The organism is Pseudomonas sp. S3_B08, assembly GCF_054667725.1.
In genome coordinates, this window is record NZ_CP162750.1 from 1,935,026 (window position 1) to 1,948,745 (window position 13,720).

The window sequence follows — 13,720 nt, forward strand, 5'->3', positions numbered from 1 at the left end:
CGCGCCGGATTCACCCCTCACCCCAGCCCTCTCCCCAGGGAGAGGGAGCTGATCTATGGAGCATTCAGAGCCGGAGTTCGACCCGATATCAGCGCCTGGCGTAAATCGCCCAAACAACTCGGTCAGTCCCCTCTGGGAGAGGGTTAGGGTGAGGGCGCCTCGATGACTGGCAACGATGCCGTCATCGAAGCGTGACACACCGCCAGAATCTCATCGGCCAGCGCCGAGTCATCCGGACAGGCCCGCGACAGCATGATCGCCCCGACCGCGCGGGCCAGCAGATCGATCATCCGGGTTCGGCCCTCACCTTGCGGTGCATCCGCTGCCGTCGGGTATTTCTCGCCGAGCGTCCGTAACGTGCGCTCGATGCCTTCAGCGAACGCCGCTTTTACGTCCCCGGACTGTCGCGCCGCATCGCCGCACAGCGCCGCCATAGTGCAACCGGTGGAACGGCCGTCGCGATGGTCGCGCGACACGTACACGTCGATGAAATCCTGCACGCTCATGCTTTCGGCGGCGGCCGTGGACTGCGCCAGGCTATTGGCCGAGGCTTCGGCCATCAGGTCGGCCTTGGAGCCGAAGTGTTTGTAGAAACCGCCGTGAGTAAAACCGGCGGCCGCCATCAGGTCAGCCACGCCGACCCCGTCATAACCGCGTTCGCGGAACATCACTGATGCCGTTTCGACAATGTGCTCGCGATTGGCCTGAGCCTGAGCTTTGGATACGCGCATGTTGAATCCTCCAGCGCTGAAAAATCATGGCTCGATGATACATAGATGTTAGCCATAATCAAAACCGTTGACAGTTTAGATTTGGATCATCATCCTAAAAGCCCGCAATCAGTCTTCACCTGAAAAAGAGCCAACACCATGACTACTCGCCCTACTGTTCTGATCACTGGCGCCTCCACCGGCATAGGCGCCGTCTACGCCGCACGTTTCGCCCAGCGCGGGCACGATCTGCTGCTGGTCGCCCGTGACCAGTCGCGCCTGGACACCCTTGCTGCCGGTTTGCGCGCTGAGCACAACGTCAATGTCGAAGTGCTACAGGCCGACCTGACGCAACTGAGCGACCTGCAAACCGTCGAGGCGCGTCTGCGTGACGACGCGCGCATCGGCATTCTCGTCAACAATGCCGGCGCAGCGCAGTCCGGCACCTTCATCGAGCAGAGCACCGACAGCGTGGCGCAACTGGTCGCGCTTAACACCACCGCGTTGGTGCGGCTGGCTAGCGCCATCGCCCCGCGCTTGGCCAAGGCCGGCGACGGCGCGATCATCAACATCGGCTCGGTGGTGGGCCTGGCGCCGGAGTTCGGCATGTCGGTGTATGGCGCGACCAAGGCGTTCGTGCTGTTCCTCTCTCAAGGCCTGAGCCTGGAACTGTCGCCACAAGGCGTGTATGTGCAAGCGGTCCTGCCCGCCGCCACCCGCACGGAAATCTGGGACCGCGCCGGTATCGACATCAACACCCTCACCGACATCATGGAAGTCGGCGACATGGTCGATGCAGCGCTGGTCGGCTTCGACCGTCGCGAAGTCGTGACCATCCCGCCGCTGCACGAGGGCGAGCGCTGGGATGCCCTGCAAACCGCGCGGCAGGGCCTGTTGGGGCAGATCCGCCAGTCGGCTGTTGCGCAACGTTATCTGACTCAGGCCTGACCTCATTCAAACCCGCCGCTATGCCGGCGGGTTTCTACCGACAAGAGCATCCGCAATGAAGGCATTTTTCATCGAGCGCTACGGCAAGCAGAACGGCCGGATTGGCGACCTGCCCGAACCGCTGGTTGGCGCTCACGACGTGCTGATCCAAGTGCGCGCGAGTAGCGTCAACCCGCTGGATCTGAAGATTCGCAGCGGCGAATTCAAGATGATCCTGCCCTATCAAATGCCTTTGATATTGGGCAACGATGTCGCCGGTGTGGTGCTCAGCACCGGTGCGGCGGTCAAGCGTTTCAAGCCGGGCGATGAGGTTTATGCGCGTGCGCCTGATAACAGGATTGGCACGTTTGCCGAACGCATCGCTGTCGATGAAACAGCGGTCGCGTTAAAACCCGCCAATCTCGCCATGACCGAGGCGGCTTGCATGCCGCTGGTGGCGTTGACGGCGTGGCAGGCACTGGTCGAAGTCGCCAACGTGCAAAAAGGCCAGAAGGTACTGATTCACGCCGGCTCCGGTGGCGTTGGCACGGTTGCCATCCAACTGGCCAAACACCTCGGCGCTTTTGTTGCGACTACGACCAGCACGGCGAATGTTGCGTGGGTCAAAGCGCTGGGCGCCGATGTGGTGATTGATTACAAACAGCAGGATTTCGCCATTGAGCTGCGCGACTACGACGTGGTGCTCAACAGCCTCGGCGGCGATGTGCTGGAAAAATCGTTGAGGGTGTTGAAACCGGGCGGGCAACTGATTTCCCTGTCAGGGCCGCCGACTGCGCAGTTCGCTCAGGAGCAAGGTTTGTCGTGGCTGCTCGGGGTGCTGATGCGCCTGCTCAGCAGTGGTATTCGCCGTAAAGCACGCAAACACGGGGTGGGTTATTCGTTTCTGTTCATGCGTGCCGACGGCATCCAGTTGCAGAAAATCACTGCGTTGATTGAGGCCGGGGTGATCAAACCGGTGATCGATCGTACTTTTCCGTTCGATCAGATAGCTGACGCCTTGCACTACGTAGAAAAAGGCCGGGCAAAGGGCAAGGTTGCCATCGCGGCCAACCTCAAAAGCCCCTCACCCTAGCCCTCTCCCAGAGGGAGAGGGAACTGACCGAGTTGAATGCGCGAGTTACACCGACCTGAGATACCGAGGCGAACACAGGTCTCAAAAAGCCCACGAATCGGCTCCCTCTCCCAGAGGGAGAGAGGACTGACCGAGTTGAATGCGCGAGTTACACCGACCTGAGATACCGAGGCGAACACAGGTCTCAAAAAGCCCACAAATCAGCTCCCTCTCCTCGGGGAGAGGGCTGGGCGGGCGGCGTTCCGATGAGGGGTGAATCCAGCGCGGTGTCCAAGCATGTGCATTGCAATACCACGCTCAATCCGCCCCTCCTGCTGAAACCTCGAGAAACCCCTCTCAACTTGCGTTTTGCTAATCCTGCACCACGCTTGATTCACAGAAGTGCACGTTTTCATGGCAAAACTGCGGTTAACTGAATGGTTAGTTACCGCTATAATCCCGCGCTTCATTCAAACGGGACTTTCAATGTGAACCACAGTCAACGCGTCTCAGGCGTTTCAACGTTCATCCTGGTCGGCCTTGGCGTGATCATCGCCCTGCTCGGTCTGGCGCTCGCGGCCGGCGGTGTGAAGCTGGTCAGCCTGGGCGGTTCCTGGTACTTCCTGGTCGGCGGTCTGGCGATGACCGTTTCCGGTGTGCTGATCGCACTGAAGAAAACTGCAGGCGCCTGGCTGTTCGCCGCGTTTCTCGTGGCCACCGCGATCTGGGCCGTGGCTGACGCCGGGCTGGTGTTCTGGCCGGTGTTCTCGCGGCTGTTCATGTTCAGCGCCATCGGTATGGTCGTCGCGCTGGTCTACCCGCTGCTGGCGCGCGCCAATGGCCGCGTGGCCGGTCGTGGTGCGTATGCCGTGGCCGCTGTGCTCGCGGTCGGTGTCGCGGTTGCCGCCGGCAACATGTTTGTCGCTCACCCAACCGTTGCCGCCACTGGCACTGGCCCGGGCCTGACTCCGGTCGAGCCGGCCAAGGCGCAGAAAGACTGGGCGCACTACGGCAACACCGAAGGTGGCAGCCGCTTCGCCGCGCTCGACCAGATCAACCGCAACAACGTCGACAAGTTGAAAGTCGCGTGGACCTACCATACCGGGGACGTCGCCGAGAGCGATGGCAACGGCGCCGAAGACCAGCTCACCCCGCTGCAGGTCGGCAACAAAGTATTCATCTGCACCCCGCACAACAACCTGATCGCCCTCGATGCCGACACCGGTAAAGAGCTTTGGAAGAACGCGATCAACGCGCAATCGAAAGTCTGGCAGCGCTGCCGTGGCATGGCCTATTTCGACGCCACCGCGACCATCGCTCAGCCGAGCAACTCTTCGATCATCGAAGCCAAACCGGCGCCGGCTGCCAACTGCCAGCGTCGTCTGCTGACCAATACCATCGATGCTCGCCTGATCGCGGTCGACGCTGACACTGGCGAGTTCTGCCAGGGTTTCGGCAACAACGGCCAAGTCGATCTGAAGGCCGGTCTGGGTGATGTTCCGGACAGCTACTATCAGTTGTCGTCCGCGCCATTGATGGCTGGCACCACCGTAGTGGTTGGCGGTCGTGTTGCCGACAACGTGCAGAGCGACATGCCGGGCGGTGTGATTCGCGGTTTTGACGTGATCACCGGCGCCATGCGCTGGGCGTTCGACCCGGGCAACCCGCAGGACCGCAACGCACCGGCCGACGGCAGCACCTATGTGCGCAGCACGCCGAACAGCTGGGCGCCGATGTCCTACGACGCGGCGACCAACACCGTATTCCTGCCGATGGGCAGCTCGTCCACCGACATCTATGGCGTCGAGCGCAGCGAACTGGACCACAAGTACGGCGCCTCGATCCTCGCGCTGGACGCCAGCACCGGTGAAGAACGCTGGGTGTTCCAGACCGTGCACAACGATCTGTGGGACTTCGACCTGCCGATGCAGCCGAGCCTGATCGATTTCGACAAGGACGGCCAAAGCGTTCCGGCGCTGGTCATCGGCACCAAGGCCGGGCAGATCTATGTGCTCGACCGCGCCACTGGCAAGCCGCTGACCGAGGTCAAGGAAGTACCGGTGAAAGCCGCGAACATCCCTAACGAGCCGTACTCGCCGACCCAGCCGAAATCCGTGGGCATGCCGCAGATCGGCGCGCAGCACCTGACCGAATCGGACATGTGGGGCGCCACGCCGTACGACCAGTTGCTCTGCCGTATCGACTTCAAGAGCATGCGCTACGACGGTCTGTACACCGCGCCGGGTACCGACAAATCGCTGAGCTTCCCGGGTTCGCTGGGTGGCATGAACTGGGGCAGCATCTCCACTGACCCGGTGCACGGTTTCATCTTCGTCAACGACATGCGCCTGGGTCTGTGGATCCAGATGATCCCGTCGCAGAACAAAGGCCAGGCCGCTGGCGGTGGCGAAGCGCTGAACACCGGCATGGGCGCTGTTCCGCTCAAAGGCACGCCGTACGCGGTGAACAAGAACCGCTTCCTGTCGGTGGCCGGCATTCCGTGCCAGGCGCCGCCGTTCGGCACCTTGACCGCGATCGACATGAAGACCCAGAAAGTCGCATGGCAGGTTCCGGTCGGCACCGTTGAAGACACCGGTCCCCTGGGCATTCGCATGCACTTGCCGATCAAGATCGGTCTGCCAACCCTCGGCGGCACCCTGTCGACCCAGGGCGGCCTGATCTTCATTGCCGGCACCCAGGACTTCTACCTGCGCGCCTTCAACAGCGGCAACGGCGAAGAAGTCTGGAAAGCCCGTCTGCCAGTCGGCAGCCAGGGCGGCCCGATGACGTACGTTTCGCCGAAGACCGGCAAGCAGTACATCGTCGTCACCGCTGGCGGCGCACGCCAGTCGACCGATCGTGGCGATTACGTGATGGCCTACGCCCTGCCGTAACTCATTGCCGCACAACCAACCTCCTCCAAGCGCGCGGTGCCCCAAAGCACCGCGTCGCCGTTTTATTGCGTTAAAGATTTCAGCAGGAAGGATTCACATGTCATCGGCTGTTCGCTTTTCTCGTACCAAGCTTTCCACTGGCCTGTTGCTGGGCCTGAGCTGCGCTACTGCCCTACCCGCGCTGGCCGCCAGCGATTCCGGTCTGCTGACCCGCAGCACCCTGACCGGTGACTGGGGCGGCTTGCGTCATCAACTCGATGAAGACGGCATCAAGTTCACTGGCGATTACAGCGGCGAAACCGCTTACAACGCCGACGGCGGCCTGCACCGTTCGGCGCGCTACTCGCAGAACATCAAACTCGGCGTGCAGTTTGATCTGAGCAAACTCTACGGCGTCGATAACGCCGGCAAAGTGCAACTGACCATCAACGACCGGCGCGGCAACAGCGCGTCGGAAGATCTGGTCGGCAACCGGCTGCCGATTCAGGAGAACTACGGCGGCCTGTACACGCGCCTGACTGAACTGAGTTACGAGCGCAGCCTGTTCACCCCGGCGCTGAATGTGAAGCTCGGTTACATGGCCATGGGCAACGACCTCGGCGGTCTCGACAGCGGCATTCTGTGCAACTTCATGAACGCCGGTTTCTGCGGTCACCCGCTGAACATGTCCGGCGGCAGCGGCTGGACCAACTACCCCAACGCGCGTCTGGGCGTGCGGGTCAAATACGACCTGTCGCCGTCCTGGCAACTGCGTGTGGCGGCGTTCAACGTCGACCCCGAGAGCAACGGCAATTCCAGCCGCGCCTGGCATCTGGGGCCGAAGCACACCACCGGCACCGTCGTGCCGATCGAGTTGGTGTACAAGCACGCCGGCGAGCTGCCGGGTGAATACAAGCTCGGCTATTACTACGACAGCTCTGACGTCAAACGCATTGGCAGCGACGATGAAGTCTCCGGTCGCGGTGGGCATTATCTGCTGATCGATCAGGCGGTTTGGCGCTCGTCGACTTCCGAGGGCCGCAGCCTGCATGCCTTCGGTCAATACTCGGCGGCCAGCGAAGCGGCCTCGCCGTTCAGCAAGTGGTACGGCACCGGCGTGGTTTTGTACAAACCGTTCGAAGGCCGCCCGCGAGACACCGTGGCCCTGGGCTATGGCCGCGCCGTGCCGAACCCGCGCAGCCGCGATTTGCAACAGGATGCCGCGCTGGCCAATGGTGCTGCGTTTCCGAACCTCGATAGCGCCGAGCAGTTGATCGAGTTGGGCTACGGCTACCAGGCCACCCCATGGCTGACGCTGCGCCCGAACCTGCAATACATCATCGAACCGGGCGCGTTTTCCGGGCAGGACATCGACAATGCGTTGGTGGTGGGTTTGCAGGTGAAGGCTGCGCTATAAGTCCCTGCGAAACACAAAACCACTGTGGGAGCGAGCCTGCTCGCGAAAGCGCCGGGTCAGGCGACTGCGATGTTGAATGTGTCGCCGCCTTCGCGAGCAGGCTCGCTCCCACAGGGGATTTGTGTTGGATCAGGGAATTGTGATTCGCCGCGCGAAACTGTAGGAGTGAGCCTGCTCGCGATGGCATTGGTTCAGACAACCGCTATCTTGAATGCTCCAACCAAGCCCTTCAGAGCACCGACCACCAGCCCCACCTGTCGAAATTAATTCCAGCCCATCGGTGAATTATTTCGTGTCCGCATGTATCTGAGCCAGAAGAGCCGGCGCCATCATGGAGATGGCATCGCAGCGGTAATCTGGATCAGCGAGCGGGAACAGCGCAATGAAATCACGCAAGAACACCGTCAAACCGATCGGTTTGAAAGACATCACCATTGTCGACGACGCCAAGATGCGCAAGGCGATTACCGCCGCCGCACTGGGCAACGCCATGGAGTGGTTCGACTTTGGCGTCTACGGCTTTGTCGCCTATGTGCTCGGCAAGGTCTTCTTCCCCGGCGCCGATCCCGGCGTGCAAATGATCGCCGCGCTGGCGACCTTCTCCGTGCCCTTCCTCATCCGTCCGCTTGGCGGTTTGTTCTTCGGTGCGCTCGGCGACAAATACGGACGACAGAAAGTCCTCGCCGCGACCATCGTCATCATGTCCCTGAGCACCTTCGCCATCGGCCTGATTCCGTCCTATGCCTCGATCGGCATCTGGGCGCCGATCCTGCTGTTGCTGGCGAAAATGGCGCAGGGTTTCTCGGTCGGTGGCGAATACACCGGCGCCTCGATCTTCGTTGCTGAATACGCGCCGGACCGCAAACGCGGCTTCCTCGGCAGCTGGCTGGACTTCGGCTCGATCGCCGGTTTCGTTTTCGGCGCCGGCGTGGTGGTGCTGATTTCGACCATCCTCGGTGAACAGCGCTTCGAAGAATGGGGCTGGCGGATTCCGTTCTTCCTCGCCCTGCCGCTGGGCATGATCGGCCTGTATCTGCGCCACGCCCTGGAAGAAACCCCGGCGTTCCAGCAACACGTGGAAAAACTCGAACAAGGCGACCGCGAAGGCCTAGCCGGTGGCCCGAAAGTGTCGTTCAAGGAAGTCGCGACCAAACACTGGCGCAGCCTGATGACCTGCATCGGTGTGGTGGCGGCGACCAACGTCACCTATTACATGCTGCTCACCTACATGCCGAGTTACCTGACGCACAACCTGCACTACAGCGAAAACCACGGTGTACTGATCATCATCGCGATCATGGTCGGCATGCTCTTCGTGCAGCCGCTGATCGGTTTCATCAGCGACAAGATCGGCCGCAAGCCTTTCATCGTCGTCGGCAGCATTGGCCTGTTCATCTTCGCCATTCCGGCGTTCATGCTGATCAACAGCGGCAGCATCGCCTTGATCTTCTCCGGCCTGCTGATCCTCGCGGTGCTGCTCAACTTCTTCATCGGCGTGATGGCCTCGACCCTGCCGGCGATGTTCCCCACGCACATCCGCTACAGCGCGCTGGCCAGTGCCTTCAACGTCTCGGTGCTGATCGCCGGTTTGACCCCGACTGCCGTGGCCTGGCTGGTGGAAAGCACCAACGATCTGTACATGCCTGCGTATTACCTGATGGTCATCGCCGTGGTTGGGCTGGTCACTGGTGTGACCATGAAGGAAACCGCCAACAAACCTCTGCGCGGCGCGGCCCCGGCGGCTTCCGATCTCGAGGAGGCCAAGGAACTGTTGCAGGAACACCACGACAACATCGAGCAAAAAATCGAAGACATTGATGCTGAGATCGCCGAGCTGGAGGCCAAGCGCAAAGTGCTGGTCCAGCAGCATCCGCGCATCAATGAATGATCCGCTGGACGCAGAAAAAATCGGCGGGGCCGTCACCCCGCCGATTACTCGAAGCGCGGCTTGGTGTTAAATAGGCGCCAGTCTTGACCTTGTCGCTTAAAGCCGTGCAACGAGAACCGCTATGAATACTCCTGCCCCAAACAACCACGCTCAACAGGTGACCCCATGATCGAAGTCACCGAAGTCTCCATTGCCCAACTGCGCGCCGCCCTCGAATCCGGCCAGACCACTGCCGTGGAGCTGGTGCAGGCCTATCTGGCGCGCATTGATGCCTACGATGGCGCCGACACTTCGACGGCACTCAACGCCGTCGTCGTGCGCAACCCTGAAGCGCTGAACGAAGCCCGCGCCTCCGACGCCCGCCGCGCCAACGGTGAAACCCTCGGCCCGCTCGATGGCATCCCCTACACCGCCAAAGACAGTTATCTGGTCAAGGGCCTGACCGCCGCTTCCGGCAGTCCGGCATTTGCCGATCTGGTCGCCCATCGCGACGCCTTCACCATCGAGCGCCTGCGCGCTGCCGGGGCGATCTGTCTGGGCAAGACCAACATGCCGCCAATGGCCAATGGCGGCATGCAACGCGGCGTCTATGGCCGCGCCGAAAGCCCGTACAACGCCGCTTACCTCACTGCACCGTTCGCCTCCGGCTCGTCCAACGGTGCCGGCACCGCTACCGCTGCGAGTTTCGCTGCGTTCGGCCTGGCTGAGGAAACCTGGTCGAGCGGACGCGGCCCTGCGTCGAACAACGGCCTGTGCGCCTACACCCCGTCGCGCGGGGTGATTTCGGTGCGCGGCAACTGGCCGTTGACCCCGACCATGGACGTCGTCGTGCCGTTCGCGCGGACCATGGCCGACCTGCTCGAAGTGCTCGACGTGGTCGTCGCCGAAGACCCGGACACCCGTGGCGACCTCTGGCGCTTGCAACCGTGGGTGCCGATCCCGCGCGTCAGCGAAGTGCGCCCGGCTGCGTACAGTGAACTGGCCGCCGATGCCAAAGCCCTGGCTGGCAAACGCTTCGCCATCCCGCGCATGTACATCAACGCCGACCCCGACGCCGGCACCAGCGAAGCCCCCGGCATCGGCGGCCCGACCGGCCAGCGCATCAACACCCGCGCGTCCGTGATTGATTTGTGGAAGCAGGCGCGCCAAGCCCTCGAGGCCGCTGGCGCCGAAGTCGTCGAAACCGACTTCCCGCTGGTCTCCAACTGCGAAGGTGACCGCCCCGGCGCACCAACCGTGTTCACCCGTGGGCTGGTGTCGAAAGAGTTTCTCCATCATGAATTGTGGGATCTGACCGCGTGGGCGTTCGACGACTTCCTGCAAGCCAACGGCGACCCGAAGCTTAATCGTCTGGTAGATGTCGACGGGCCGAAGATCTTCCCGCACGACCCCGGCACCCTGCCCAACCGCGAAGGTGATCTGGCCGCAGGCATGGACGAATACGTGCGCATGGCCGAACGCGGCATCACGCCGTGGAATGAAATCCCTACCGTGCCTGATGGCCTGCGCGGTCTGGAGCAGACCCGACGCATCGACCTCGAGGACTGGATGGACCGCCTCGGCCTCGACGCCGTGCTGTTCCCGACTGTCGCTGACGTCGGCCCGGCCGACGCGGATGTCAATCCTGCTTCGGCCGACATCGCTTGGAGCAACGGCGTCTGGGTGGCCAACGGCAACCTCGCGATCCGCCACCTCGGCGTTCCGACCGTCACCGTGCCCATGGGCGTGATGGCCGACATCGGCATGCCCGTCGGCCTGACCTTCGCCGGCCGCGCCTACGACGACTCGAACCTGCTGCGCTTCGCCGCCGCTTTCGAATCCACCGGCAGCAAACGCCAGATCCCACCGCGTACACCGCCGCTGGCTTAATGCACTGTGTCAGCTCCCACAAACCCTGTGGGAGCTGGCTTGCCAGCGATGGCGGCCTGACGGCCGCCACAGTTCTAATTGACTACCCCCGACTCCCACAGGTTTTGTGGTGAAAGCTGCCAACTCAGCACATCAACCCAATCCTCTTTGTTCCCAATCTTCGATCATCAGCGCCATTCGAATCACCACCGGCACTGACCATGATCAACCGCGCGCCCTCCCGCCTCACCCTGCTTGCCATGCTCTGCGGTCTGACCGGCACCGCCCATGCCAGCGGCTTTTTCGACGACGCCAAAAGTGATGTCCTGCTGCGCAACTTCTACCTCAGCAACGACTACCGCTCGCCCACGCCCTCCGGAAAAAACTACAAACAGGAGTGGGCACAGGGCTTTATCGGCAACTTCTCATCCGGTTTCACCGAGGGCACAATCGGTTTCGGCATTGACGCCCACGCTTTCGCCGGCCTGAAACTCGACGGTGGCAAGGGCCACTCCGGTACTGGTCTGCTACCGGTCGACAGCGATGGTCGCAGTGAACACGACTATTCCAGCGCTGGCGGTGCGTTCAAGCTCAAGGTCTCGCGCACCACTTTGGCCTTCGGTGAAATGACCGTAGAAACCCCGGTCTTCGACACCTCCGACAAACGCCTGCAACCGGAATACGCCACAGGCTTTTTGCTCAACAGCGCCGAGCTCGACAACGTCAATCTGGTCGCCGGGCACTTCACCGCGTTCAAGAATCAGGACAGCTCTTCCGGCCAAGGCGATTTCTACGGTTACGGCGCCAACACCGAAGCGGGTGGCATCAGCTTCGTCGGTGCCGATCTGTTCAGCTCAAGCCCGATCGGCGGCGCGTTGTATGCCTCAGAACTGAGCGACACCTGGCATCAGTATTACGGCAACCTGCATTTTAAACAGTCCGGCGTGCTGCTCGACGCCAACCTCTACCATACCCGCGACACCGGCCGCGCATTGGCCGGCGAGATCGACAACACCGCCTTCAGCCTCTCCGGCAAATACAGCTTCGGCCCGCATGCGGTGATGCTCGGCTGGCAGCGGATCAATGGCGACACGCCGTTCGATTTCGTCGGCGGCGACTCGATCTACCTCGCCAACTCGATCAAATACGCCGACTTCAACGGCGCCAACGAACGCTCCTGGCAAGCCCGCTACGACCTCGACCTCGGCGCCTTCGGCATCCCCGGCCTGAACTTCATGACCCGCTACGTCAGCGGCAGCCACATCGACGGTACGCACGCGCCCAAGGGCGGCGCCTACAACCCGTTCGACGCCGACAGCGGCGACTATCAACCGCAACAAGGCAGCGGCGGCAAACACTGGGAACGCGATATCGACCTGAAGTATGTCGTGCAATCCGGCGCCGCGAAGGATCTGTCGGTGCAGCTGTCGCACGTCACCCACCGCGCCAACGAAGCACAGGCGGGGGATGACATTGACCGGATTTACGTGGTCGTTCAGTACCCACTTGGGTTCTGAAAAAATCACTCACGTCCTTCTGAAATACGGCTCCCTGTAGGAGTGAGCCTGCTCGCGATGGCGGTGTGTCAATCAACACCAATTTTTCGCAAGGACGCCATCGCGAGCAGGCTCACTCCTACATGGGGTGCGTTTCCCATCCAAACAGTAGCCGAATCCACCCTTGCAGCACGGCCATCAACGCTAGCCAAATGCCATTACCTCCCTTATCCTGCGCACCCGCGAAAAAAGCCAAGCCAGGAAGGCATTGATTTGACCTTCCTGTTTGTAGTCAATCAACGCAAGCAGATTCAGGGATGTACATGTTTCAGCTATTCAAACTCGGAGCGGCCGTCGTGCTCGCCGCGACGCTCAGCGGCTGCATTACCGAAAGCGCTTCCTGGGTCAGCGAACCCTTGCAACCCAAGGCAAGCGAGCCAGTCAGTTATCTCGTTGGCTCAATCGGGCCGCAATCACTCAAGCAATCAGCCGCTGACAACCAGCGAATCTTTTTCCGCAAACGCGGTTCCGAATACGGTGCGGCCGGCGTCTGGAAAATGGCCGGCGCTTACTCCACGCCGCAGGATGTTCAGGACGGTGTCGGCGCAGCGAGCGTATTCGTGCTTCCCCTGAAGCCGGGCGATTACGAGTTCTATGATTTCCAGTTCTTTTCCGCACGTTATCAACCTGGGCTAGGCACTGTTTTCACCTCGAGAGAAGCGCGGGAGAAGTTCAACCTGCCGATGCGCCTGGAACCCGGCAAGGCCTATTACATCGGCGAGTTCCGTTCGTTCTGCCTGACCGCCGGTTTCTGCGCGTTCCGCTGGAGTGATCAGAACGCCCGCGATGCGCTGATTGCGCAACGTCTGGCGCCAGGATTGCCAACGCTGCAACCGCTGAAACTCGACCTGAACAGTGCTCAGCCCTACATCTTCACCGGCCCCATTCCGGGTATTGCCGTGGACGCCAAACCATGAAAAAAATCACCGCCCTCACCGCCGCCGTTCTGTTGACCGGTTGCGCGGCGACCAACACCTTGCCCGAGCGCACGCTTACGGACGGTCAGGATTATCTGCAGCCGATTCACGTTATGGTCGATGATCCGGAAAATGGCTCCAGCCTGCGCAACCACCTGCGTCAGACCGGTGTGTTCCGCACCATCGAAACCGGCAGCGGTAAAGCTGACGAGTACAACGTGCAGGTCAAACTCAATGTGGAACGTCATCTGCCGCCGTTTCCGGTGATTCTGCTGAGCACCGCGACGTTGTTCTTGCTGCCGCTGTCGAACGAATTCGATACGCAAACCGAATTCACCGTGTACCAGGGTGACAAGCGACTGAAGCAATACACCTATCGCAACATCACTCAAAAATACGTCTGGCTACTGGATCAGGGCGGCGAGATGCGCGAACAGAACCTCGGCCGCATCGCCCGCGCCTTCGCGCAGGATGTGCAGCAGGACCGGCTGATCCCGGCAGTCGCGCAATGA

Annotated in this window: 10 protein-coding genes; 9 read left to right on the forward strand and 1 reads right to left on the reverse strand. The window is 61.5% G+C overall.

Features of this window, described 5'->3' with window-relative positions; genetic code table 11:
• Positions 1-143: 143 nt before the first annotated feature.
• Positions 144-731, reverse strand: coding sequence for a TetR/AcrR family transcriptional regulator (locus tag AB4N73_RS08935; protein WP_095180066.1), 588 nt, complete (start codon positions 729-731; stop codon positions 144-146).
• Between the two features lie 138 nt (positions 732-869).
• On the opposite strand from AB4N73_RS08935, the gene AB4N73_RS08940 reads away from it, so the two are divergent.
• From AB4N73_RS08940 to AB4N73_RS08980, 9 genes are all read left to right on the forward strand, one after another.
• The gene (locus AB4N73_RS08940; RefSeq protein ID WP_460143287.1) at positions 870-1,658 is read left to right on the forward strand and encodes an SDR family NAD(P)-dependent oxidoreductase; all 789 of its coding nucleotides are present in this window, start codon (positions 870-872) and stop codon (positions 1,656-1,658) included.
• A gap of 55 nt (positions 1,659-1,713) precedes the next feature.
• Positions 1,714-2,730 carry an NADP-dependent oxidoreductase gene (locus tag AB4N73_RS08945; protein WP_460061443.1) on the forward strand — a complete coding sequence of 339 codons (1,017 nt, stop codon included), beginning with the start codon at positions 1,714-1,716 and terminating at the stop codon, positions 2,728-2,730.
• A gap of 467 nt (positions 2,731-3,197) precedes the next feature.
• The gene (locus AB4N73_RS08950) at positions 3,198-5,603 is read left to right on the forward strand and encodes a glucose/quinate/shikimate family membrane-bound PQQ-dependent dehydrogenase (protein ID WP_431078001.1); all 2,406 of its coding nucleotides are present in this window, start codon (positions 3,198-3,200) and stop codon (positions 5,601-5,603) included.
• A 97-nt stretch (positions 5,604-5,700) separates the two neighbouring features.
• Complete coding sequence (locus AB4N73_RS08955) at positions 5,701-6,999, forward strand: carbohydrate porin (protein WP_375123746.1); 1,299 nt, start codon at positions 5,701-5,703, stop codon at positions 6,997-6,999.
• 382 nt (positions 7,000-7,381) lie between these two features.
• Positions 7,382-8,887: a glycine betaine/L-proline transporter ProP gene (proP, locus tag AB4N73_RS08960; RefSeq protein WP_041480305.1), complete on the forward strand. Its 1,506-nt coding sequence runs from the start codon at positions 7,382-7,384 to the stop codon at positions 8,885-8,887.
• 165 nt (positions 8,888-9,052) lie between these two features.
• Positions 9,053-10,756, forward strand: coding sequence for an amidase (locus AB4N73_RS08965; RefSeq protein ID WP_460143288.1), 1,704 nt, complete (start codon positions 9,053-9,055; stop codon positions 10,754-10,756).
• 200 nt (positions 10,757-10,956) lie between these two features.
• Complete coding sequence (locus AB4N73_RS08970; RefSeq protein WP_460143289.1) at positions 10,957-12,252, forward strand: OprD family porin; 1,296 nt, start codon at positions 10,957-10,959, stop codon at positions 12,250-12,252.
• Between the two features lie 302 nt (positions 12,253-12,554).
• Positions 12,555-13,208: a hypothetical protein gene (locus AB4N73_RS08975; protein WP_056786867.1), complete on the forward strand. Its 654-nt coding sequence runs from the start codon at positions 12,555-12,557 to the stop codon at positions 13,206-13,208.
• A complete protein-coding gene (locus AB4N73_RS08980) occupies positions 13,205-13,720 on the forward strand; it encodes a hypothetical protein (protein WP_460143290.1) in 516 nt (171 codons plus the stop codon). Before AB4N73_RS08975 ends, AB4N73_RS08980 begins: the two co-directional genes overlap by 4 nt.

What these genes read in the sequence shown, in the direction of transcription:
- AB4N73_RS08940 (WP_460143287.1), top strand. Translation starts at nt 870, where the DNA reads ATGACTACTCGCCCTACTGTTCTGATCACTGGCGCCTCCACCGGCATA.
- AB4N73_RS08975 (WP_056786867.1), top strand. Translation starts at nt 12,555, where the DNA reads ATGTTTCAGCTATTCAAACTCGGAGCGGCCGTCGTGCTCGCCGCGACG.
- AB4N73_RS08955 (WP_375123746.1), top strand. Translation starts at nt 5,701, where the DNA reads ATGTCATCGGCTGTTCGCTTTTCTCGTACCAAGCTTTCCACTGGCCTG.
- proP (WP_041480305.1), top strand. Translation starts at nt 7,382, where the DNA reads ATGAAATCACGCAAGAACACCGTCAAACCGATCGGTTTGAAAGACATC.
- AB4N73_RS08970 (WP_460143289.1), top strand. Translation starts at nt 10,957, where the DNA reads ATGATCAACCGCGCGCCCTCCCGCCTCACCCTGCTTGCCATGCTCTGC.
- AB4N73_RS08965 (WP_460143288.1), top strand. Translation starts at nt 9,053, where the DNA reads ATGATCGAAGTCACCGAAGTCTCCATTGCCCAACTGCGCGCCGCCCTC.
- AB4N73_RS08935 (WP_095180066.1), bottom strand. Translation starts at nt 731, where the DNA reads ATGCGCGTATCCAAAGCTCAGGCTCAGGCCAATCGCGAGCACATTGTC.
- AB4N73_RS08945 (WP_460061443.1), top strand. Translation starts at nt 1,714, where the DNA reads ATGAAGGCATTTTTCATCGAGCGCTACGGCAAGCAGAACGGCCGGATT.
- AB4N73_RS08980 (WP_460143290.1), top strand. Translation starts at nt 13,205, where the DNA reads ATGAAAAAAATCACCGCCCTCACCGCCGCCGTTCTGTTGACCGGTTGC.